Origin of the sequence: Streptococcus sanguinis (assembly GCA_013378335.1) — a bacterium.
Taxonomy (GTDB): domain Bacteria; phylum Bacillota; class Bacilli; order Lactobacillales; family Streptococcaceae; genus Streptococcus; species Streptococcus sanguinis_I.
Genome location: CP040556.1, coordinates 510,097 through 533,793 on the forward strand (window position 1 = coordinate 510,097; position 23,697 = coordinate 533,793).

At 43.6% G+C, this 23,697-nt stretch carries 19 protein-coding genes and 1 pseudogene; 14 read left to right on the top strand and 6 right to left on the bottom strand.

The annotated features are described in order from the left end of the window. Window positions 1–377: 377 nt before the first annotated feature. Window positions 378–4,898, top strand: coding sequence for a YSIRK-type signal peptide-containing protein (locus FFV08_02735; protein ID QLB51678.1), 4,521 nt, complete (start codon window positions 378–380; stop codon window positions 4,896–4,898). A gap of 90 nt (window positions 4,899–4,988) precedes the next feature. On the opposite strand, the gene FFV08_02740 is transcribed toward FFV08_02735, so the two are convergent. Together FFV08_02740 and FFV08_02745 are read right to left on the bottom strand one after the other, a co-directional pair. Next, window positions 4,989–6,515, bottom strand: coding sequence for an IS1182 family transposase (locus FFV08_02740; GenBank protein ID QLB51679.1), 1,527 nt, complete (start codon window positions 6,513–6,515; stop codon window positions 4,989–4,991). Between the two features lie 439 nt (window positions 6,516–6,954). Next, window positions 6,955–7,305, bottom strand: a complete 351-nt coding sequence (locus tag FFV08_02745; GenBank protein ID QLB51680.1) for a MerR family transcriptional regulator — start codon at window positions 7,303–7,305, stop codon at window positions 6,955–6,957. A gap of 150 nt (window positions 7,306–7,455) precedes the next feature. Between FFV08_02745 and FFV08_02750 the strand changes: the two genes are divergently transcribed. From FFV08_02750 to FFV08_02775, 6 genes are all read left to right on the top strand, one after another. After that, the gene (locus FFV08_02750) at window positions 7,456–8,634 is read left to right on the top strand and encodes an MFS transporter (GenBank protein ID QLB51681.1); all 1,179 of its coding nucleotides are present in this window, start codon (window positions 7,456–7,458) and stop codon (window positions 8,632–8,634) included. Between the two features lies 1 nt (window position 8,635). Next, window positions 8,636–9,295, top strand: a complete 660-nt coding sequence (locus tag FFV08_02755) for a saccharopine dehydrogenase (GenBank protein ID QLB51682.1) — start codon at window positions 8,636–8,638, stop codon at window positions 9,293–9,295. A 329-nt stretch (window positions 9,296–9,624) separates the two neighbouring features. Beyond that, the gene (locus tag FFV08_02760) at window positions 9,625–10,386 is read left to right on the top strand and encodes an elongation factor Tu (protein QLB51683.1); all 762 of its coding nucleotides are present in this window, start codon (window positions 9,625–9,627) and stop codon (window positions 10,384–10,386) included. A 198-nt stretch (window positions 10,387–10,584) separates the two neighbouring features. Beyond that, complete coding sequence (gene glyQ / locus FFV08_02765) at window positions 10,585–11,502, top strand: glycine--tRNA ligase subunit alpha (GenBank protein ID QLB51684.1); 918 nt, start codon at window positions 10,585–10,587, stop codon at window positions 11,500–11,502. A gap of 2 nt (window positions 11,503–11,504) precedes the next feature. After that, window positions 11,505–13,544 (top strand): glycine--tRNA ligase subunit beta, encoded by a 2,040-nt coding sequence (locus tag FFV08_02770; protein ID QLB51685.1) that lies wholly within the window; start codon window positions 11,505–11,507, stop codon window positions 13,542–13,544. Between the two features lie 22 nt (window positions 13,545–13,566). Then, window positions 13,567–13,824 carry a DUF896 family protein gene (locus tag FFV08_02775; protein ID QLB51686.1) on the top strand — a complete coding sequence of 86 codons (258 nt, stop codon included), beginning with the start codon at window positions 13,567–13,569 and terminating at the stop codon, window positions 13,822–13,824. Between the two features lie 56 nt (window positions 13,825–13,880). Here FFV08_02775 and FFV08_02780 read toward each other — a convergent pair whose 3' ends face one another. Genes FFV08_02780 through FFV08_02795 form a run of 4 tightly spaced genes read right to left on the bottom strand, consistent with a single transcriptional unit; the run spans window position 13,881 to window position 15,421 of the window. Next, complete coding sequence (locus FFV08_02780) at window positions 13,881–14,057, bottom strand: hypothetical protein (protein QLB51687.1); 177 nt, start codon at window positions 14,055–14,057, stop codon at window positions 13,881–13,883. Further along, window positions 14,054–14,596 carry a DUF3278 domain-containing protein gene (locus FFV08_02785; protein ID QLB51688.1) on the bottom strand — a complete coding sequence of 181 codons (543 nt, stop codon included), beginning with the start codon at window positions 14,594–14,596 and terminating at the stop codon, window positions 14,054–14,056. Before FFV08_02785 ends, FFV08_02780 begins: the two co-directional genes overlap by 4 nt. A gap of 31 nt (window positions 14,597–14,627) precedes the next feature. Then, window positions 14,628–15,158: a DUF3278 domain-containing protein gene (locus FFV08_02790; protein QLB51689.1), complete on the bottom strand. Its 531-nt coding sequence runs from the start codon at window positions 15,156–15,158 to the stop codon at window positions 14,628–14,630. 47 nt (window positions 15,159–15,205) lie between these two features. Further along, a complete protein-coding gene (locus FFV08_02795) occupies window positions 15,206–15,421 on the bottom strand; it encodes a helix-turn-helix transcriptional regulator (GenBank protein ID QLB51690.1) in 216 nt (71 codons plus the stop codon). A gap of 199 nt (window positions 15,422–15,620) precedes the next feature. On the opposite strand from FFV08_02795, the gene rsmH reads away from it, so the two are divergent. From rsmH to FFV08_02830, 7 genes and pseudogenes are all read left to right on the top strand, one after another. Continuing rightward, complete coding sequence (gene rsmH, locus FFV08_02800; GenBank protein ID QLB51691.1) at window positions 15,621–16,571, top strand: 16S rRNA (cytosine(1402)-N(4))-methyltransferase RsmH; 951 nt, start codon at window positions 15,621–15,623, stop codon at window positions 16,569–16,571. 7 nt (window positions 16,572–16,578) lie between these two features. Then, window positions 16,579–16,902, top strand: a complete 324-nt coding sequence (gene ftsL / locus FFV08_02805) for a cell division protein FtsL (GenBank protein QLB51692.1) — start codon at window positions 16,579–16,581, stop codon at window positions 16,900–16,902. Then, on the top strand, window positions 16,892–19,180 hold the full coding sequence (locus tag FFV08_02810; GenBank protein ID QLB51693.1) for a penicillin-binding protein: 2,289 nt from the start codon (window positions 16,892–16,894) through the stop codon (window positions 19,178–19,180). The genes ftsL and FFV08_02810 overlap by 11 nt, the downstream gene beginning before the upstream one ends. 1 nt (window position 19,181) lies before the next feature. After that, window positions 19,182–20,165 carry a phospho-N-acetylmuramoyl-pentapeptide-transferase gene (locus FFV08_02815; protein ID QLB51694.1) on the top strand — a complete coding sequence of 328 codons (984 nt, stop codon included), beginning with the start codon at window positions 19,182–19,184 and terminating at the stop codon, window positions 20,163–20,165. Between the two features lie 242 nt (window positions 20,166–20,407). After that, window positions 20,408–21,751, top strand: a complete 1,344-nt coding sequence (locus FFV08_02820; GenBank protein QLB51695.1) for a DEAD/DEAH box helicase — start codon at window positions 20,408–20,410, stop codon at window positions 21,749–21,751. 255 nt (window positions 21,752–22,006) lie between these two features. After that, window positions 22,007–22,815, top strand: a pseudogene (locus FFV08_02825) (amino acid ABC transporter permease). Further along, entirely contained in the window at window positions 22,815–23,558 is a 744-nt protein-coding gene (locus FFV08_02830; protein ID QLB51696.1) for an amino acid ABC transporter ATP-binding protein, read from the top strand. The pseudogene FFV08_02825 and the gene FFV08_02830 overlap by 1 nt, the downstream one beginning before the upstream one ends. Window positions 23,559–23,697 lie beyond the last annotated feature (139 nt).

The following is a 23,697-nucleotide window of genomic DNA, read 5'->3' on the forward strand; positions in this document are numbered from 1 at the left end:
TTTTTGGAAAACAATAGAATTATCCAATTTAGGCTTTAACTGTAGGAGACCAGCTCAGAGGCACAACGCCTGAAGCTCAGGAGGAACTGGAGAAGTTTTTGGCTGAGTTTGAGAAATAATATCTAATAAACATCCCATAACAAACCAATTAAACTGGTCCATTCTGACCTAGTTCTGATTGGTTTTTTCTTATTTCCGGATTTTAATATGTATTTATTCTATATTTCAAATAAATAGATGCTTGAAACTTTATCATATAGCAGTTTTTGGATAGAACATTCGTCATTATTACATTTTTGTTACATTTGTTATATGTGTATGAATTGTCAGAAAATTTTTATTATAATATGGTTTATAAATAAAGTAAGGAGACTTCTATGCAAAGACAACGTTTTTCACTCCGTAAATACAAGTTCGGTCTGGCTTCTGTTCTGTTGGGAACTGCTCTGGTTTTTGGTGCGGGACAGGCTCAGGCAGATGAGCAGGCGACCACTAGTTCGTCAGGGCAAGTTCAGCCGACTACTGCTGTGGTATCAGCGACTGAGTCTGCTTCTCAAGCAGTAACACCTGAGAGTCAGCCGGCAACTCAAGCCCCTGTGGAGAAAGCAACGCCAGCTTCTTCTGAATCGGCTACTTCAAGTACAGATCAGGCTAGTCAGCCTTCTAAGACAGAGGCTAAGGAAGCATCTGCAACTCCTGTAGAGAAAGGAGCGACTTCTTCATCAGAAGAGGCTTCTTCAAGTGCTGAGAAGGTAACTCAGCCATCTGCCACAGAGACCAAGTCAACAGTTCAGGCTAACCCAACTGTAGAGTCTCCGGCAGCCGAAAACTCAGAAAAGCCTGCTGCTAATCCTGATTCAGTAGCAGAGTCACCAACTTCTCGCGATGCTAAGCCAAGCAGCATCAGCACCAATGAGATTATCAAGGTACCTCAGACTTGGTCTCAGGGGTATAAAGGTCAAGGCCGAGTAGTAGCGATTATTGACTCGGGCTTGGATGTCCATCATGAAGTTCTGCGAATTTCAGATCCTTCCAAGGCCAAGTATCAGACAGAGGCAGCTCTGGAAGAGGCTAAGAAGAAGGCTGGTATTGACTACGGGAAGTGGTACAACAGCAAGGTTGTCTATGCCTATAACTATATCGACGGTGATGACAATATCAAAGAAAAGAACAGTTATTCGCATGGTATGCACGTAACAGGGATTTCAGTGGGAAATCCCAACAAGAAAGCTCCTAATGATGAGTATGTCTACGGTGTTGCGCCAGAAGCACAAGTTATGTTTATGCGGGTCTTTTCTGACCGTCAGCGCACAACTAGCGACGCTATCTATATTAAGGCCATTGATGATGCAGTAGCTTTGGGAGCTGATACCATCAATATGAGTCTGGGCTCAGCAACAGGGTCTACAGTTGATGTCAGCCCTAGTCTGCAGGCGGCTATTGAGCGCGCTCGGGCCAAGGGGGTGAGTGTGATCATTGCAGCGGGTAATGACAACACTTTCGGAAGTGAATACTCTAAACCGCTGGTTGAAAATCCAGACTATGGTCTAGTTGGCAGTCCTTCAACAGTAGAAAGCTCTATCTCAGTCGCTTCTGTCAATAATACTGTCCTGACAGAGGAAGTCATGGAAGTGCGTGGTCTGGAAAAGAATGATAAGCTTTTGAACGGTCATTTCAGCTATTCCATGGGTGAGACAAATGCAACCTTTGAAAAGGGCAAGGAATATGAGTATGTCCATGTTGGTCTTGGCCGTGAAGAGGACTTTGCTGGTAAGGATTTGACAGGGAAGCTGGCTCTTATCCAGCGTGGTTCCTTTACCTTTGCTGAAAAGGTTAGAAATGCCATCAGCCATGGTGCTGTTGGTGCTCTGATCTATAATAACGTCGACGGAGCTAACCTAACGATGAGCCTGGACAGTGAATCTAAAAAGGTTCCATCAGCCTTTATCAGTAAGGAATATGGAGAGGCTTTGGCAGCTGGTAATTACAAGGTAGTCTTTAATGGTCTTAAGGTCAATCGGCCGCATCCAGGAGCTGGTAGTCTGTCTGACTTCTCTAGTTGGGGTGTAACGACAGATGGCTTGCTCAAGCCAGATGTGACAGCACCAGGTGGCGATATTTACTCTTCACTTAATGACAATACCTATGGCTCTATGAAGGGAACCAGTATGGCTACGCCTCATGTGGCTGGTGTAGCGGCTCTTGTCAAGGAATATCTCCTTCAGCACTATCCAGAACTGACGCCTGCCCAGAATGCAGATTTAGTCAAAGCGCTCATTATGTCAACAGCTAAGCTGCATGTCAACAAGGAAACAGGTGCCTATACCTCTCCGCGTCAGCAGGGTGCTGGTATCGTAGATACGGCAGCGGCTATTTCTACCGGCCTCTATGTGACAGGGGATAACCAATATCCTAGTGTTTCCTTGGGCAATGTCCAAGACAGCTTCACTTTTGATGTTACGGTTCATAATATCACTGATAAGGACCGGACGCTGAAGATGATTGTCAATACCAACACGGATGCAGTCAAGGATGGCTACTTTACCCTGACACCGCGCAAACTAACCGAAACGGTCTGGCCAGAAGTTACTGTCAAGGCTCACAGCAGCCAGAAAGTGACGGTCAAGGTAAATACTGCTAAGTTTGCGGAAGAGTTGATCAAACAGATGCCGAACGGCTATTTCCTAGAAGGTTTTGTCCGTTTTGTCGATCCAGCGGATGACGGCGATGTTGTTAGTCTGCCATTCATGGGCTTCCGTGGGCAATTTCAAGATCTTCCAGCTGTAGAAAGACCAATCTATGATCTGGTCCAAGAAGGCAAGTCAGGCTTCTATTACCCAGTACCAGAGGATAAGAGTATCCTGTCTGATGACAATGTCTCTTCGCTTGTGACGGAATCCAATGACAAGCTCTATTCGACCGGTCGAACAGCTGCTCGCAGCTCAATTGTACTGGGAACTGCAGAAAATGCGGATGGTAAGCATGTGCTGCAGCTGGGAGCAGATGGCAAGATTCGTCTGGCCTTCTCACCTAATGGAGATGGCAATCAGGACAGCATCCAGTATCGGACAGTTCTCTATCGCAATATCAATAATCTGACAGCTAGTGTCTATACGGCAGATGATAAGGACTATCGCTTCCCAATCTGGCAGAGCAGCACGATTAAAGAAGGCCGCAAGAACTATTATAGTGGTCAGTCAGACAATCCTAAGTCCTACCTACTAGAAGATACATACTGGGATGGTCGTGACAGCAAGGGTGAGAAGCTGGAGGATGGCCTCTATACCTATGTGGTTCGCTATACACCAGATGTACCAGGTGCTAAAGAGCAGCAGATTACCTTTAAGCTACAGATCGATACCCAGAAGCCTTTGATTAGCTCAGGCTATATCAGTACCAAGGATGGTGCGGAAACCTTTACGGCTCGCAAGCCAAAAGATGTTGGAAACGGCGGTATTTTGAGAGAACAGGTCTTCTATCTGCAAGCAGATGAAAAAGGGAAAGAGACCTATAAAGCTGTGGATGATTTTGGCATTGAGCGTGATTACGAGCGTCGGGTTTACATCTCAGCCAATGCGGATGGCAGCTACACCTTGCCAAAAGGAGTGGACAAGTCTAAGATTTTCTATGTGGTAGAGGACTATGCGGGCAACCGTGATGCCATAGCTCTGTCAGAACTAGTCAGTGCTGAAAATGATGGGCGCATCCGTGTCGCTCTGGTAGATGTTAATACGCATCAAGATGTATCGTCGACCTTTGTCTATCGAATCAGGGATAGCAAGGGCAAGTATGTCGAACTGGACAAGGGCAAGCAAATCAATGCTCTGCCGTTTGGACGCTACACAGCTGAGATCTTTACTTATGATAAGGATGAGCTTCGTTTCTACAGCGCTCTGACTCAGGAGTTTGAGCTGACAGCCCAAGATAGCTTTAAGACGATTGAGTTTCTAGTCAAGAAGCTAGTCTTTGCACCGGTCAGCGTTGCCTTTGATCAAGCTGTTCCGAAGAATACTCAAGTGGTTCTCAAGAATAACAATGGCGATGCCTATACGCTTCCAGCAGAACTGTTTGGCAAGCATGCCTTTGGAAGATCTGTAGCAGCTGGATTCTACTCTGTCTTTGTCAACCTACCGACTGGCTACGAGCTCTGGGAAACTGAGCCGACTGTTGAGGTCAAAGAGGGCAAGAATAACCTGCTCAAGCTGGGAGTTATCGTCAAGTCAGGCTTGCTGGCGGCTGTCAATCAGCAGTCTAGTCTGGTCGGCACTGCTCAGTATTACAATGCTTCTGCAGCGAAGCGCACAGCCTACGACCAAGCATATCAGGCAGCCAAGGAAGCTTTGACAAGTAAACTTACTCAAGCGCAAGTTGATGCCGTAAGAGCAAAACTAGAAACAGCATCTGCTAATCTAGACGGCAAGGACTCTGACCTTGCTGCGGTTAAAGCAGCTGTGGAGGCTTATGCAGCTACCACTAAGACAGGTGCTTATGCCAATGCTAAGGATAGAACTCGTCGCGCTTATGACAAGGCCTTCCAAGCAGTGGCCCTGCTCTTGGTGCAGGACAAGGTGACCCAGGAGCAAATTGATACTGCCCTAGCTCAGCTGACTACAGCAGAGAAGAAGCTAGATGGCAAGGCGACGAACTTTACTAATCTCAAGAAGCTAGTCGATGATGAAGTGCATTACCAAGCCATCAGCAATAAGTTTATCTATGCGACTGATGCGGTGAAGGCGGCTTATCTAGAGGCTTATGCACAGGCTAAGGAAGTTTTGGCTAATCCAGGTGCCAGCCAGGAAGATGTCAAAGAAGCCATCGCCAATCTCAGAGCAGCCAAGAGAAAACTTGATGGCAGAAAGCCAAGAGTTGTGAGACCGAAAAAACCTAAACAAGTCTAATTGGTTTTCAAGTGAGTTAAAAGAACCTGAGACAAAATAGTTCTCAGCCACAAAAAAGCTAGAGATTCCCAATTGCGGACCTCTAGCTTTTTAATTTTGACTCCTTCTCTTATTGTATTTTAGGAGGTTATTAGCCATGAGCACCAATCCCATGTCAATTTTAACCTGCCGTCTGCCTCTTAGGTTACATCTCTTGTAACCCAAACAAGCCTTTATCTGCCCAAAGACAGGTTCCACATCAATCTTACGTTGAGCGAAAATCTGTCTACCTTCGGGAGATAAAAGCGCTTGGCATTCTTTAGCTTTCAAGTCTTGATAACGTTCGTTGATATACAGTCCCTTTTGAGGGGCTGATTCAGGTTCATCAGCGTAGTAAACCTTGATTTCCTGTTGAAAGTCCATCTGTGTTTTCTGATGTTTGATATGATGAAAACGATAGCACCAGCCATCAGGATGTGTGTAGCTATCCTCCTTGTCATCATAGTGCCAATTCGCTAAGTTTCTAGCCGACTGTTTATACCCTTTCTTCTGTTCCTTATCAAACATGGCATATTTAATCAGATGGTTGACCTCCTTTTCATCTAAACGAAGGAGGTTCTCTTCACTTCCATATCCAGCATCGGCGACAACTGTCTTCAAGTCATGTGGATAGCTTTCTAAAAAAGGCAACAGCGTTCTGGTATCTGTTGGATTTGGATAGATATCATAGTGTAGGACGAACTGATTTTTCGTAGCGATTTGTAGGTTGTAGCCAGGTTTGAGTTGACCATTTCTCATATGATCCTCCTTCATCCGCATAAAAGTGGCATCTGGATCGGTTTTGGAAAAGCTGTTACAACCATTAAAAGTTTCTTGATAATTCTCATATTTCTCAGCACGCACTGAAAAGTCATCCTTTACTTTACGCAGGACTTTCTTGAGTTTCCGACCTTGGGTTTTCCGTTTATCCTTTCCTTTAACGGGTACCTCTTCAATGTCTTGGCTCAGTTTTGCCAATTCTTCTTCAAGGACTTGAGCGAACTCGGTCAACTGTTCTGAAGTAATCGATTCTTTTTCATCCAGCACAATCGCTTGATGGATAAGGGGTGTGATTTCTTCTTGGAAATAGACCTGTATCTGTTCTTGAAGTTTGACGGAAAACTTGTCTGTGGCCTTTTTCCATACGAAACTATACTTGTTGGCGTTGGCTTCAATCTTAGTCCCATCAATAAACAGACAATCTAAAGTTACTAACTCTTCTAATTTCAAACGAAGATTGAGGTCAATGAAAAGATCACGAATGAGGTCTTCCATCCCCGCAACGACTCGAAAGCGATTGATGGTGCGGTAACTGACAAGCAACTGTCCTGTTAAGTACTGCATGGCAATGTTTTCAATCATCATTTTTTCGATTTTTCGTCCAGAGAAAATCCCTTGTGAATAGGCAAATAGAAGAGTAGATACAAGCATTTTAGGGTGATAAGACGGGCGACCGAAGGCTTGATAGAAGGCATGGAAGTGACAATCCTCCAAGGAATTCACCACTTTTTCAATGGTAAAGACGAGATGGTCTTGTGGCAAGAAAGAACTGATTTCTAGTGGTAAAGTTGTTTGATTTGTGTTATAGTGAATATGCATGAGATAGCCTTTCTAAATGGTTTATTGGGTAATTCTATTTTACCAAGACTATCACAACCATGCAAAAGAGTCTGGGATAAAAGTCCAGCCTTAAATATAAAAAGCGAACAAAACTAGTTTTCTGGTAATCAGAATTCTGCTTTGTTCGCTTTTCGCATTTAATTATAGATTTGAAGGGCTTAATAATTAAGATTTTTAAAAATTGAAATCTTTTTGTCCCAAACTCTTTTTTTGGAAGCTAAAGAACTTTTGTCCCAAGTTCTGGTGATGTGGGCTTATAGCCCTCGTCCAAACCACCCGTTAGACAGGTGGTTATTGGCAAAATAAAGACTCTTAGAATACTGTTATATCGGCAATTCTAAGAGTTCATAATTATTATCTTCTATCCCAAAATTTTTCTATATTTTGAAAGACTGGAACCAAAGTGTTCCACTCTTTTTTATTTGTCTTCAGAATTCAATGGCCTGTCTTCCAAATGATTGGATAAATTTTTGAACATATCATTCAAAGTAGACAGACGTTTTTCAACTTTTTTAACAGAAGCTTCTAAGGTGAAACCTTCTTCTAGCATTTCTTGAATTAAAAGTATTTTTTTGATATTCATATAATCATATCTTCTGGTTGTTCCCCCTTTCTTGTTTTGAGAGTGGATGATTCCTTTTTCTTCCCAATAACGGATTTTTCGAATAGGGATACCAGTGATTTTAGAAACCTCACCGATACCGACAACTAATTTTTTTAGGAGTTTGACATCTAATAATGCCGAATAATCTTCGTTTCTTTTTTCCATAAAACAAGTCCTTTTAAGTTTTGTTGATACCTCTATTTTACAATATTGAGAGTAGAACTACAATTTTTCTTGACTTTAATATGTATTTATATTACAATAGATGTAGTTTTTCTACATAAAATGTTTATTTGTTTCGGGGAGGGATTGGAAATGAAAGAAAATCAATTCAAAATAAATGAAATAAGTTTAGCCATTCTATTATTTTGGTGTGGCCTTATAGTTGTCGCCAGTAATTACATAACGATTCCTTTAATGTCTGCTTTTACTCAGCAGTTTCATGTTAGTGCAGAACAGACAGCTTGGTTGGGAACAAGTTTTTCTTTTGCCTATGCTTTAAGCTGTCTCTTAGTTGGTGTTTTATCTGATCGATTTGGCAGAAAAAGAATTATGGTTGGAGGGTTGATCTTATTATCAGTTATTACTCTTATCATTCCTTTTGGCAATCAGTTGTCTTGGTTAATTATGGGACGGATCATGCAGGGCATAGCCGCATCTAGCTTTGCCCCTGTAGCTGTTGTTTATATTTCCGAAAAATTTTCAAAAGAGATTAAAGGGACAGTTGTAGGCCTTGTCAGTGCCAGTTTTTTGATTTCGGCAATTGTCGGGCAAATTATGAGTGCTTACATTAGTCGGTTGTTGAACTGGCAGGCTGTCTTTTGTACATTTGGAATAATTTATTTGCTAACAGCCCTAATCTTATATAGCTATGCTTCACCTGTTTCTAACCAAAGTAAAGGAATTCTATTTTCTCAATTGTTTAGACATTATTGGGAGGTATTAAGGAAAAAGAATTTAATCAAGCTTTATCTGATTGCTCTGACTTTATTATTTGCATTTGTAGCTTTTTACACCGTTTTAGAGGGTTATTCAGTTCATACATTTCATTTAAGTAAAGATAATATTTTTAAGATAAGAGCTTTAGGTATGATTGGCATGTTATTTGCTCCTTTTGCGGATAAATTAGCTAGAAAATTTGATATAAAATGTTTACTCATCCTTTCTTTGCTGTTTTCGCTTGTATCCCTTTTTATTATTGCTTTTTGTCCATATCTCAATGTATTGATTATAATGAGTCTTTTATTTGTAGCAGGAATTTCAATCATTGTTCCCACTTTAATTATTTTAGTGGGAAGGTTTGGACAGAATCAAGCTGGAATCGCTGTCTCTTTTTACACCTTTATTTTGTTCTTAGGTGCTAGTTTTGGACCGATTGCAGGTGTTCAGTTATTGACTGTACTGGGAGCAAAAGCAACCTTTTTGACTTTAGCTTTATTATTGTTGTTCAGTATGCTTGTTGCATTTACTTTGGATATTAAAGGAGAACAGTAGTATGAAGAGAGTACTGGTATTAGGAGCAACTGGCAGGACAGGAAACTTTGTTATAAAAGAATTGTCCAAATACAAATCTATTCAGTTAATTGCTGGCTTAAGAAGTCAAAAAGATAAAGAAAGACTGCCCAAGATAAATGCAGCCATAGAGACAGTAGTGATTGATATTGATGACGTCTGCAGTTTACGTGAGGCTCTTACTGACAGTGACATAGTTGTTCAAGCCATTCGTTTACGGGGAGATATATCAGAGAATTCTTTAATTCAACTGGATCAACGGATCCATCAGGCCTTTAATCCATCAAGGAAAACTCATCTTGTTACGGTTGGAGGCGCAGGGGCTCTAAAATTAGAAGCAAATCAGCGTTTTTGGGAGAATGAATATTTTCCAAGACAAACTCTGCCTAGAGGAATTGCTCATGCTAGGCTTAGAGACTATTTGGAAAAGTCATTTTTTAACCACACTTGGACCTATTTGATTCCTCCGCCAGTTTATGTTGCTGAAGGGGCAAGAACTGGCAGTTATAACCGCTACAGTTCGGCTCAAAAAGAAGACTTTTTTCTCAGTAAATCCATTTCTTATGCAGACTTTGCTTTGGCGATAGGAAATGCTGTAATGGAAGAGTGGCAGGGTGTTTACTTGATTGCAGAAAAGGAATGATATTTCATTTAATTGTTTCAATCAGCTTGGTAAGGCTTGCATTCATTTTTAGTCTAGGGTACTTTTTTGATAAGTATTTTACATTAGGTCTATTTTCTGATATAATCTTTTTTAGAAAGAATTCTCATTGTCTACTTTTTAGCGAGTTCGGGATAGTGTGAGCCGGATAGGGAAGCAGTGCAGATGGCGCTTTCGGTTATCATTTCAAAAGTAATGAAGTAATAAATTAGGGTGGAACCGCGTCTTGACGCCCCTAGGTTGAAGAGCCTAGGAGTGTCGGATGTGGTTCTTTTGCGTACTGAGTCTATTGTTCGAAAGAAAGGAGATCCATGGAGAACCTTTATCTTGTAAAAGATGAGAATCAATTAGTAGCTTTTCGAGATTTCGTTGCAAAGAATGCCGCAAAGTTGCAGGATTATCTGGCTTTTTTAAAAGACGAGTTTGCGGTTTATGACTTGCCACAAGCCATCATTTGGTCCGATTTTGATTCTGCTACGCAGATCATTCGTGAAAATCCTGTGCCGGCTTATACAAATGATAAGCGGATGGTTATGACTCCCGAGTTGCCGATTTGGAAAGAATTGTATCTCCTTCAGTTGGAGAATTACAAGACCTCTCACCAAACTCGAGCAATAGAAAGCCACTATAAGTCTTTGTCAGGAAATTCCCTCTTGCAGATTGTAGGCCATGAGTTGGCTCATTGGTCAGAGCATTTTTTAGATGACTTTGATGTATACGGTGCCTATATCTGGTTTGAAGAAGGTATGGCTGAGTATATTAGTCGCAAGTATTTCTTTACAGATGAGGAATTTCAAGCAGAAAAAGCATGTAATCAGTCTCTCGTAAAGCTCTTTCAGAAAAAGCACGGTTGGCACTCATTGAATGATTTCGGTACTTCGACTTATCAAGGGAATTATGCTAGTATTTTTTACGAATACTGGCGCAGTTTTTTGACAGTTGACAAGTTAGTAGAAAATCTAGGCAGTGTGCAAGCGGTCTTTAATTCTTATCATCGTTGGGAAAATACAGATAAAACACTTCCCTTGTTGGATTGGTTCATACAGCAGAAAATAATAGACAAAGAGATATAAACAAACTAAAGGAGTAAAAAATGTCTAAAAAATTAACATTTCACCTCGCCAAAGTCAATTGCGAACCTAAGGGTTCGATTGACTGACGACAACCGCTAGGGGCGGTTTGTCTAGGCGATGTGCTAGCTTTTCAAAAGGGAAATAATCGTTCCCTTTTGAACGCTTCGCAAGAATCTCAAGAAACTAAAGGAGTAACAAATGTCTAAGAAATTAACATTTCAAGAAATTATCTTGACTTTACAGCAATTCTGGAATGACCAGGGCTGTATGCTCATGCAGGCTTATGATAATGAGAAGGGGGCGGGAACCATGAGCCCCTATACCTTCCTTCGGGCTATTGGGCCAGAGCCTTGGAATGCGGCCTATGTAGAGCCGTCTCGCCGGCCGGCAGATGGTCGTTATGGGGAAAATCCGAACCGTCTTTACCAGCACCATCAATTTCAGGTGGTCATGAAGCCTTCTCCAAGCAATATCCAAGAACTTTACTTGCAGTCTTTAGAGCTCTTGGGCATCAATCCGCTGGAGCATGACATCCGCTTTGTCGAGGATAACTGGGAAAACCCGTCAACTGGATCGGCTGGTCTGGGCTGGGAAGTCTGGCTGGATGGTATGGAAATCACTCAGTTCACTTACTTCCAGCAGGTCGGAGGTCTGCCAACTCAGCCGGTGACTGCTGAGGTGACTTATGGTCTGGAGCGTCTGGCTTCTTATATCCAAGAAGTGGACTCTGTCTATGATATTGAGTGGGCTGATGGCGTTAAGTACGGCGAAATTTTCACGCATCCTGAGTATGAGCATTCCAAGTATAGCTTTGAGGTCAGCGATCAAGACTTGCTCTTGGGGAATTTTGAGAAGTTTGAAGCAGAAGCTAAGCGCTGTCTGGACGAGCATCTGGTGCATCCGGCCTATGACTATGTTCTCAAATGCTCGCATACCTTTAACCTCTTGGATGCGCGTGGCGCTGTATCTGTGACAGAGCGGGCTGGCTATATTGCCCGCATTCGTAATCTTGCCCGTGTCGTGGCTAAGACCTTTGTGGCTGAGCGCAAGCGTCTGGGCTATCCGCTTTTGGATGCTGAGACTCGCGAGAAACTCTTGGCAGAGGAGGGAGAATAATCATGGTAAAAAATTTATTAGTTGAATTAGGCTTGGAGGAAATGCCGGCCTATGTCGTGACACCGAGCATGAAACAGTTGCGCGACAAGATGGGAGCCTTCCTGACAGACCATCGTCTGACTTTTGAGAAAATTGAAATGTTCTCCACACCGCGTCGTTTGGCGGTGCGCGTGGTTGGCTTGGCAGACAAGCAGTCCGACTTGACCGAAGATTTCAAAGGCCCTTCTAAGAAAATTGCTCTGGATGCAGATGGGAACTTTACCAAGGCTGCAGAAGGCTTTGTCCGTGGTAAGGGCTTGACGGTTGAGGACATTACTTTCCGCGAAATTAAGGGGGAAGAATATGTCTATGTGACCAAGGAAGAAATCGGCCGCCCTGTGGAGGAAATCATCCCAGCAGTGACAGAGGTTCTGCAAGCTCTGACCTTCCCTGTCAGCATGCACTGGGCCAACAACACCTTTGAATACATCCGTCCGGTCCATACCTTAACTGTACTCTTAGATGAGCAGGCCTTTGACTTGGATTTCTTGGATATCAAGAGCGGCCGTACTAGCCGAGGACACCGCTTCTTGGGTCAAGAAACGGAGATTGCTTCAGCGGATTCTTATGAAAATGACCTACGGGCTCAGTTTGTCATTGCTAGTCCTCTTGAGCGGGGAGATATGATTGTCGAGCAGATTCGAGCACTTGAAGAGGAGCACGGGGTTTCTATCGAGATTGACGAAGACTTGCTCAATGAAGTGTTGAATCTGGTAGAATATCCAACTGCTTTCCTAGGTAATTTTGATGCCAAATATCTAGAGGTGCCTGAGGAAGTCTTGGTAACTTCCATGAAAGAGCACCAGCGTTACTTTGTTGTGCGCGATGCTGAAGGCAAACTTTTACCGCACTTCATCTCAGTCCGCAACGGAAATGCAGAGCATCTGGAAAATGTCATCAAGGGAAATGAGAAAGTCTTGGTGGCTCGTCTGGAAGATGGGGAATTCTTCTGGCGGGAAGACCAAAAGCTGGCTATTGCTGACTTGGTTGAAAAGCTGAACAATGTGACCTTCCACGAAAAGATTGGTTCTCTGGCAGAGCACATGGAGCGGACTGGCAAGATTGCTGCTCTCTTGGCACAAGAGGCAGGATTGGATGCTGATGAGACAGCTGACTTGGCTCGTGCAGCGGCTATTTATAAGTTTGACCTGCTGACTGGCATGGTTGGTGAATTTGATGAGCTGCAAGGGATCATGGGTGAAAAGTATGCTCTTCTGGCTGGTGAGAATGCTGCGGTGGCAGCTGCCATTCGGGAGCACTATATGCCGACTTCAGCCGATGGCGAATTACCTGACACCAAGGTCGGAGCAGTCTTGGCTCTGGCTGATAAGCTGGACACCATTCTGTCCTTCTTCTCAGTTGGCTTGATTCCAAGCGGTTCCAATGACCCATATGCACTGCGCCGTGCGACTCAGGGAGTTGTGCGTATCTTGGACAAGTTTGGCTGGAACATTGACTTGGCTCAGCTTCTTGGTCGACTATACAGACTGAAGTTTGATAGTCTAAGTTATGACAATCAAGAGGCCGTGCTGGACTTCTTCCGTGCCCGTGTTGAGAAAATGATGGATCGCGGCATTCCGAAAGATATCGTGACAGCTGTTCTTCAAAGCACTCATTTCGTTGTACGCGATTTGGTAGAAACAGCTGCGCTTCTAGCAGAAAAAGCTCAGGAAGATAACTTCAAGTCAGCGGTGGAAAGCCTATCTCGGGTCTTCAATCTAGCTGAGAAAGCCCAAGGGCAGACAGCTGTCAATCCAGCACTCTTTGAAAATCAAGAAGAAAAAGACTTGGCTGCGGCCATTGAAGCAGTAGAGCTGACATCTGACTTAGCTGCTAATCTGGATCAACTTTTTGCCCTCAGTCCAGTTATCGACGCTTTCTTTGACCATACCATGGTTATGGCAGAAGATGAGGCTGTGCGTAACAACCGTCTAGCTCTTCTAGCTTCTTTGACGGCTAAGGCGGGACAGCTGGCCCAGTTTAATCAGATTAATACCAAATAAAAGGTAAGAGAGAGGTAGAATCATGGATCCTAAAAAAATTGCCCGTATTAATGAACTGGCTAAAAAGAAAAAAACAGTCGGTCTGACTGGTGAAGAAAAGGTAGAGCAGGCCAAGCTTCGTGAAGAGTACATCGAAGGCTACCGTCGCTCTGTTCGGCACCACATCGAAGGCATCAAGATTGTTGACGAGGCTGGAAATGACGTGACGCCTGAAAAATTGCGTCAAGTTCAGCGCGAGAAAGGTCTTCATGGCCGCAGTCTGGATGATCCAGAGTCTTAAGTAAATATAAAAAATCCCTCGCTAGGAAGCTAGAAAGTTCCTGTCGAGGGGTTCTTTTATTCTTGTTTACGTTTTTTCAAAATTCGGAGGGCTACATTGATGCAACTAAGGATGATGGCTACATCCAGCCAGAAAATCCAAGGCTCCGTGATACGGAAAAAGAAATAAGCAGCGATGGCAATAATGAGGGACAGAATGCCTAGTTCCATTTTTTCTTTGAGATTGAGTCTCATAGGTCTTCTTCCTCCTTTTTTTGTGCTTGACGAATCTTTCCTTTGGCAATGAAATGCATAATCAATCCAAATCCAAGACCAGCAGCCAATCCGGTTATAATAAGTTTTGGCTGAAGCAAAACTTGTAGGATATCTTTCTTTTCCATGACAGCTATCATGATGCCGAAGAGAGGGTAAAAGAGCAGCCAATAAGAGAAGCCTGCTTTGAGGCCAGCATGTTTCATAGCTTTTTCTTCTTTTTCATCCTGAAGTCCTAGCTCTAGGTCATCAATTCCTTTGCGCCGTGCTTGGATAATTATATAGACACAGAAGCCGAGGATAAGGATTTCAAGCAGGATAGGATAGGCAAGAGCGATAATTTTGGGCCAGCGAAAGGCTAAGGGAAAGGCGATGGCATTGCCAAAAATCAGGATAAAGAAAAGCCAGATAAAGCCTATATTTCCTAGATGCTCAGCCTGTTGGCGCTTTTGCTCGTCCAAAGGTCCAGTAATGCCGTAAAATCGTTTGATCATCTTGTCTGAGAATCTTTCTTTTTTCATGTTTGTGTCCTTTCTAGCTTAAGTCAAGGGATTATTCGCTCTGTTCAGTATGGTGTTTGCGTGATTTGAAGTAAAAGCTGATAAAAACACCTAAAATGCTAGCGACCAAGGCTGATTTCAGGATTCGATCAGCTTGTAAAAAGAGAGTGAAAAAGTCTTGCTTGAGAGTGACTGCCTCTACAAGGCTAAAGATAGGATGGAAAGTCAACCCAACGAAGAGAGTAATCTTAAGACCAGGATATTGAAGCTTGCGCCTTTCTTTTTCACTCATGAGTTCCAAATCCAAATCTGCCAGGTGTTCTTTCTCAGACCTGAAGTAAATGATACCAGCTATTATAAAGGTAAGAAGCTCTATAATAATGGGGTAAATTCGAGCATCTAAGCCTGGATAGATATCGGCTAGCATGAAAGCTAGGAAATTACCAACTTGCAAAATCAAGAAAAGCCAAATAAAGCCTATATTTCCTAAGTGCTCAGCCTGCTGGCGTTTTTGCTCGTCCAAAGGTCCGGTAATGCCGTAAAATCGTTTGATCATTTTGTCTGAGAATCTTTCTTTTTTCATGTTTGTTTCCTTTCTTTAGGTATGAATGTTGTTGCAGGGAAAAACTCTTAGTCATTTGAATCTTCATCTGTCAGCTGGGGTTCCCAAAAGAGGGCGTTGAGGTCAGTATCTAGCGCTCTAGCCAGGTTGATACAGAGCTCGAGAGTAGGGTTGTATTTGTTGTTTTCAATCATATTGATAGTTTGCCGCGATACCCCGATAGACTTTGCCAACTCTAGCTGAGACATCTTTTTTTCTTTTCGAAATTCTTTGACACGATTCATTACACCCTTCCTTTCTAATACTATAACTGATAACTTCCAGTATGTTTGTCAGTTATATTTGACTTTTATTTTATGTTAGTATAATACTTTTTGGAAAAAGTGTCAAGTATATCTGACAAAAATTTTAAAAAGGATTTCATCCGCTTACTTTTTCTTTTAAATTTTTTTTTGCTTTTGAATGTGATATAATAAGTAAGATATGACAAACGAATTTCATCACATTACTGTTCTTCTTCATGAAACGGTTGACCAGCTGGCTGTTAAGCCTGACGGCATCTATGTCGATGCGACTCTTGGAGGTGCTGGTCACAGCGAATATCTTTTGAGTCAGCTCGGGGATGAGGGGCATCTCTATGCCTTTGATCAGGACCAGATGGCTATTGACAATGCTAAAAAGCGCTTGGCTCCTTATGTAGAGCGGGGGATGGTGACCTTTATCAAGGACAATTTCCGCCACCTCAAGAGCCGTTTGCAAGAGGCCGGTGTGGAAGAAATTGATGGGATTTGTTATGATTTAGGCGTTTCCAGCCCTCAGCTGGATCAGCGTGAGCGTGGTTTTTCCTATAAACAGGATGCGCCTTTGGATATGCGCATGAACCGCGATGCAGCCTTGACAGCTTTTGAGGTTGTCAATCATTATAGCTATCAGGATTTAGTACGAATCTTTTTTAAATACGGCGAAGATAAGTTTTCTAAGCAGATTGCTCGCAAGATTGAGCAGGCTAGAAGGGTCAAGCCTATTGAAACAACGACAGAACTGGCTGAAATTATCAAGTCGGCTAAGCCAGCTAAGGAGCTGAAGAAGAAAGGCCATCCAGCCAAGCAGATCTTTCAGGCCATTCGGATTGAGGTCAATGATGAACTGGGAGCGGCGGATGAGTCTATTCAGCAAGCAATTGATTTGCTGGCGGTGGACGGACGGATTGCAGTCATTACTTTTCATTCGCTGGAAGACCGTCTGACCAAGCAGCTTTTCAAGGAGGCGTCAACAGTGGATGTTCCCAAGGGCTTGCCCTTCATCCCAGATGAACTGCAGCCTAAGCTGGAGCTGGTCAGCCGCAAACCAATTTTACCAAGCAAAGAAGAATTAGAAAGCAATAACCGGGCTCATTCCGCCAAGCTGCGCGTGGCCCGTAAGATACACAAGTGAGGAAGAAATGTCAGAAAAAAGACCAAATCCGCTTCAAGATCAGATGCGAAAATTTTCCCGAGTTGAGAAGGCCTTTTACGGCTCTATCGTTTTGACTGCCATTATTTTAGCGGTCAGCATCGTCTTTATGCAGACCAAGCTATTGCAGGTAGATCGGGATTTGACGGAAGTCAATACCCAGATTGAAGCGGAGCAGACAGAACTAGCCGACATCAAGCAGGAAGTCAATGAACTGACCCGCTATGAAAGACTGTCTCAGTTAGCTAGCTCTCAGGATATGAAACTCCAGAAGGGAAATCGTAAAACAGTGAGTTCAACGGATGAAGAATAGAATTTTTGAAAAAATTAAAAAATATGCCCTGAAAAATAGGCAAACCCCTGAATACAATCGGCGGCAAGTGGGAAAGAGCATGAGCATCTTAGCTATCTTTCTCTTTTTCGTTTTCTTGATTAATTTTGCCATTATTATCGGGACGGACCAGAAGTTCGGTGTTAATCTATCAAAGGGTGCAGAAGTAGTCCATCAAAAGACGGTTACAGTCGCTGCCCGGCGGGGAACAATTTATGACCGAAATGGTGTTCCTATTGCTGAGGATGCCACGACTTATAATGTCTATGCCATTATTGATAAGAGTTACAAGTCAGCTACCGGCAAGATTCTCTATGTGGAAGAATCCCAGTATGATAAGGTGGCAGAAATTTTCAATCAATACCTAGAGTTGGATAAGGACTACGTCAAAACCCAGCTGTCGCAGAAAAATCTCAAGCAAGTTTCCTTCGGGGCACAGGGTAATGACATTACCTACAGTAATATGAATGCCATGCGTGAAGCCTTTGAAGCTGCTGGTATTGAAGGGATTGACTTTACTACCAGTCCTAACCGCAGTTATAATAACGGTGTGTTTGCCTCCCAGTTTATCGGTCTTGCCCAATTGCAGGAGGATAAGGAAGGCAATAAGACGCTGAAAGGGACTTCTGGCATGGAGCAGGCACTGGATAGGATTCTTGCTGGTCAGAATGGGGTTGTGACCTACGAAAAAGACCGAAACGGTAATGTTGTTCCTGGATCAGAAAAGGTCTCTGTACAGGCAGAGGATGGCAAGGATGTCTATACAACGCTGTCAGCTGATTTGCAAACCTATCTGGAAACGCGGATGAATGCTTTCCAAGAAAAGGTCAAAGGTAAGTTTGTCAATGCAACCTTGGTCAGTGCCAAGACCGGCGAAATCCTAGCCACCTCTCAACGGCCGACCTATAATGCAGATACCAAGGAAGGCTTGAATGAGGAAAATCTGGGCACATGGAATACCATGCTCTATCAAGGTCAGTACGAGCCTGGATCTACCATGAAGGTCATGACTCTGGCTTCAGCTATTGATAATGGTAGTTTTAATCCTAACGATACCTATGACAGCAGAGAGTATAAGGTCATGGATGCGACCATTCGGGACTGGAATGTCAACATGGGGATTTCGGAAGGGGAAACGCTGACCTTTGCTCAAGGATTTACCTATTCCAGTAACGTTGGTATGACCATTCTGGAGCAGAAGATGGGCAATGACAGGTGGCTAGACTACTTGAGTAAGTTTAAGTTTGGTCTGCCGACCCGCTTTGGGATGGGCAATGAAACCTATGGTTCGCTCCCTGGTGATAACTATGTTACGATTGCCATGAGTTCTTTCGGTCAAGGGATTGGTGTCACTCAGGTGCAGATGCTGCGGGCCTTCTCAGCCATAGCCAATGATGGTGTTATGGTACAGCCTAAGTTTATCAATGCTATCCATGATCCTAAAACCAATACAGCTCGTAAGACAGCGACAGAAATTATCGGAAATCCTGTCTCAGAAAAAGCTGCTCAAACCACTCGAGATTATATGGTTCAAGTCGGAACAGACCCCTACAAAGGAACCCTGAATGTTGGTGGAGAACCCGTCATTCAAGTGGCTGATCAGAATGTCGCCGTCAAATCAGGGACCGCTCAGATCGCTTCTGAAAATGGATATCTAGAGGGCGAGAACGATTATATCTATTCAGTCGTTGCCATGACGCCGGCAGAAAATCCTGAATTTATCATGTATGTGACCGTTCAGCAGCCTGAGGAAAAATTCCAGCCTATATTCTGGCAGGAAGTGGTCAATCCGGTCTTGGAAGAAGCTGTCGCTCTCAAAGACAGTCTTAATCTGACCACGGAAGCGACTCCGGCTCTTGAAACAGTCACTGAAGAAACCAGCTATAAAATGCCATCCGTAGAGAAACTGACCAAGCAACTAGGTCTGAAAAATCAAATCAGTCCTGGCGGTCTGGCAGATGAATTGCGCCGCAACCTAGTCCAGCCAATTGTACTGGGAACAGGTAGCAAGATTAAAAAAGTATCTGTCAAAGAGGGCGAAAATCTTAAGGCCAACCAGCAGGTTTTGATCTTGTCAGATGATTTAGAAAGTCTGCCTGATATGTACGGCTGGACCAAGGCAAATGTCGAACGTTTTGCCAAGTGGCAGGACATTGAAGTCACTTTCAAAGGAGAGGGCTCCAAGGTCGTCAAGCAGAGCGAGAAGACCAATACTTCGCTGAAAAATCTCAAGAAAATAACAATCACAATGGGAGACTAATATGCTTATTGCTCTTATTGCAGGAATCGTAACGTTTATCCTAACTATCATCGGCATTCCTGCCTTTATTCGTTTTTACCATAAGGCTCGTATCACAGGCCAACAGATGCACGAAGATGTCAAGCAGCATCAGGCCAAGGCCGGAACACCAACCATGGGTGGCACAGTCTTTCTCTTGACATCCGTTCTGGTCAGCTTTGTTATCGGTCTGTTTTCGCATCAGCTGTCCAACGGCCTCATCATGATTCTTTTTATCTTGGTTCTGTATGGTGTTGTCGGCTTTTTGGATGACTTCCTCAAGGTGTTTCGTAAGATCAACGAGGGTCTAAATCCCAAGCAGAAATTGTTTCTGCAGCTGGTCGGCGGAGTTGTCTTTTACTTCTTCTATAATCAGCACGGGGCAGGTGACCATCTAAATGTCTTTACCGTTCCTGTCCAGCTGGGCTTCCTTTACATCTTTTTCGTCCTTTTTTGGCTGATTGGCTTCTCCAATGCTGTCAATCTGACGGATGGAATTGATGGTTTGGCCAGCATTTCTGTAGTCATTAGCTTGGTGGCCTATGCTGTGATTGCTGTTGAGCAGAAGCGTTTTGATATTCTGATTGTCATCATTAGTATGATTGGCGGCTTGCTAGGCTTCTTTGTTTTCAATCACAAGCCCGCTGAAATCTTCATGGGGGATGTGGGAAGCTTGGCTTTGGGCGGTATGCTGGCTGCTATCTCCATTTCCCTTCACCAAGAGTGGACCCTGCTCTTGATTGGTATTGTCTATGTGTTTGAGACGACCTCTGTCATGATGCAGGTGACCTATTTCAAGTTGACTGGCGGCAAGCGGATTTTCCGGATGACTCCGATTCATCACCACTTTGAGCTGGGAGGCCTAACTGGTCACGGCAAGGAGTGGAGTGAGTGGAAGGTCGATTTCTTCTTCTGGGGAATCGGTATCATGGGCAGTATTTTGACCCTAGCTATCCTATATTTATAGCAAGAAGTTTGGGACAAAAAGATTCCAATTTTTAAAAATCTTAATTATTAAGCCCTTCAAATCTATAATTAAATGCGAAAAGCGAACAAAGAAGAATTCTGATTACCAGAAAACTCGTTTTGTTCGCTTTTTATATTTGAGGCTGGACTTTTGTCCCAGACTCTTCTGTTTCTTAGATTTGAGGGTAAGCAGGATGGTTATTTTTTTGGTATAATAGTTAGGATAATAGAATAGAGGACAAGATGAAATTTACAGAATTTAAGTTTAAAGATTATATTCAGGAAGCGCTTAGGGATTTGAACTTCGTTGAAGCGACTCCAGTCCAAGAAAAGCTGATTCCTGTGGTATTGTCAGGTCGGGATTTGGTTGGCGAGTCCAAGACAGGCTCTGGTAAGACCCACACGTTTTTGCTGCCGATCTTTCAAATGCTGGATGAGGAAGCAGACAGCGTGCAGGCTGTTATTACAGCTCCAAGTCGGGAGCTGGCAGCCCAGATTTATCAGGCGGCTCGGCAGTTAGCTAGCTTTTCTGAAAAAGAGATTCGGGTGGCCAATTATGTCGGTGGGACTGACAAGGCTCGTCAGATTGGGAAGTTAGAGTCCAGTCAGCCTCATATGGTCATCGGAACGCCGGGGCGGATTTATGACTTGGTAGAGTCTGGCGACTTGGCCATTCACAAAGCCAAGACCTTTGTCGTTGACGAGGCAGATATGACACTGGACATGGGCTTTTTGGCGACAGTTGATAAGATTGCAGGCCGGCTGCCAAAAGACCTGCAGTTTCTTGTTTTTTCAGCGACTATTCCACAGAAGCTTCAGCCTTTTTTGAAAAAATACCTGTCTAATCCAGTGATTGAGCAGATTAAGACCAAGACGGTCATTGCGGACACCATTGAAAACTGGCTCTTGTCAACCAAGGGACGAGATAAAAATGCCCAGATTTATCAGATCAGTCAGCTCCTGCAGCCTTATCTGGCTATGATTTTCGTTAATACCAAGACGAGGGCAGATGAACTGCATAGCTATCTGACAGCTCAAGGGCTCAAAGTTGCTAAAATTCATGGCGATATTGCTCCGCGGGAGCGCAAGCGTATCATGAATCAGGTTAAGAATCTGGATTTTGAGTACATTGTCGCTACTGACTTGGCCGCACGGGGGATTGATATCGAAGGTGTCAGTCATGTTATCAATGATGCCATTCCTCAGGACTTGTCTTTCTTTGTCCATCGGGTAGGCCGGACCGGCCGCAATGGTCTTCCTGGCACAGCCATTACCCTCTACCAGCCGAGCGACGACTCAGATATTCGGGAGTTGGAAAAGATGGGGATTAAGTTCATTCCCAAGATGATAAAAGATGGCGAGTTCCAGGATACCTACGACCGAGACCGTCGGGCCAATCGGGAAAAGAGCCGGGAGAAGCTGGATACGGAAATGCTAGGGCTGGTCAAGAAGAAAAAGAAAAAAATCAAACCAGGCTACAAGAAAAAAATCCAGTGGGCGGTGAACGAGAAGCGCCGCAAGACTAAGCGAGCAGAGAATCGTGCACGTGGCCGGGCAGAGCGTAAGGCTAAGCGCCAAACCTTTTAGTGATATACTTTTCTTATCGCTGTGATAAGAAAAATATATTAGTCTTTGTGAGATAGATATGATAGACTAGTGAAACTAGCCTATTTATATTGGGTTTAGTGCGGTCTATTTGGTATTTGGCTACAGAATATTTGCACAGACTGCTCATATTTTAACTGTCAAAAAGCCGTAGCTCGCTAGTCAAAGTGGAGCAAATTCTTTGTTTTGTTCCAGATTTGTGTTAAAATATTTTATTATCAAGAAAAGGAAGTAATAATGGCGGTTACAACTTATCTTCTGACAACTGGTTGGTATGAGGAGTTTCTCAAGATCATTCCAGATGGTAAATTATTTAGTTTAAGGGCTGTTTTTGAGGCCATTCCGGGCATTTTGCAAAATCTGCCAATCACCCTTCTTTTGACGGTGGGTGGTGCAGTCTTTGGTATTCTGCTTGCCATGGTTTTTGCTGTCGTCAAGATTAATCGGGTTAAAGTCCTGTATCCGATTCAGGCTTTCTTTGTCAGTTTTCTGAGAGGAACGCCTCTGCTGGTCCAGCTCATGCTGACCTATTTTGGGATTCCTTTGTTGCTCAAGGCCATCAATCAGCAGTATGACACAAACTTTAATATCAATGATATTCCAGCGTCTGTCTTTGCGATTGTTGCCTTTGCTTTCAACGAAGCGGCTTATGCCAGTGAGACCATCCGGGCAGCAATATTGTCCGTAGATCCGGGGGAGATTGAGGCTGCTCGCAGTCTAGGGATGACCAACAAGCAGGTTTATATGCGTGTCATTATCCCAAATGCAGCAGTGGTAGCGACTCCGAGTCTGATTAATTCCCTGATTGGCTTGACCAAGGGACTTCTCTGGCCTTTAGTGCCGGTGTAGTGGAAATTTTTGCCAAGGCGCAGGCTATCGCAGGGGCAGACTACCGTTACTTTGAGCGTTTTATCTCGGTGTCGCTGATTTATTGGGCAGTCAATATTCTCATTGAGCAACTTGGCCGCTGGATCGAAAAGATGATGGATATCAAGCAGCCGGATAAATTTGAATCGCTTCAGCAAGCAGAAGGAGAAGGAATCTGATGATTAATATTTCACATTTAAGTAAGACTTTTTCAGGTCAAAAGGTTCTGGATGATCTCAGTTTGGACATTCAAAAAGGCGAAGTGGTAGCTTTGATTGGCTCTTCTGGTGCTGGGAAGTCAACCTTTCTCCGCAGCCTCAACTATCTGGAACAGCCAGACAGCGGAAAAATCACCATCGACGGCTTCAAAGTGGATTTTTCAAGGATTTCCAAAGATGAGATCTTGCTGCTGCGCCGCAAGCTAGCCATGGTCTTTCAGCAGTTTAACCTCTTTTCCCGCCGGACTGCTCTAGAAAATGTCAAGGAAGGTCTGCTGGTAGTTAAGAAACTGTCAGACCAAGAAGCGACCAAGATAGCCAAGGAAGAATTAGCAAAGGTTGGCTTGTCAGACCGAGAAAATCACTATCCTAGACATCTGTCAGGCGGTCAGAAGCAACGGGTGGCTTTGGCAAGGGCTTTGGCTATGAATCCAGATGTTCTTTTGCTAGACGAGCCAACCTCAGCTTTGGATCCCGAGTTGGTCGGAGAAGTAGAAAAATCAATCGCTGATGCAGCCAAGTCTGGCCAGACCATGATCCTGGTCAGTCATGATATGTCCTTTGTCGCTCAGGTGGCCGACAGGGTGCTCTTTTTGGACAAGGGAAAAATCATAGAGTCTGGGACACCAGATGAGATTATCCATCATCCAAAAGAAGAAAGAACCAAGGAATTTTTTGCTAGTTACAAACGGACCTATATTTGATATAATAGAGACAGTGAAGGCTCAGTTGGCTAGACCAGCTGAGTTTGTTTTCAGTCTTAGCGTGCAGTGGAGCAGGTTTTCTTATCTAGTTGGTGTTTTATGCTAACGGTTAGGTTTGGATTTGTTCTTATTTTTGTAG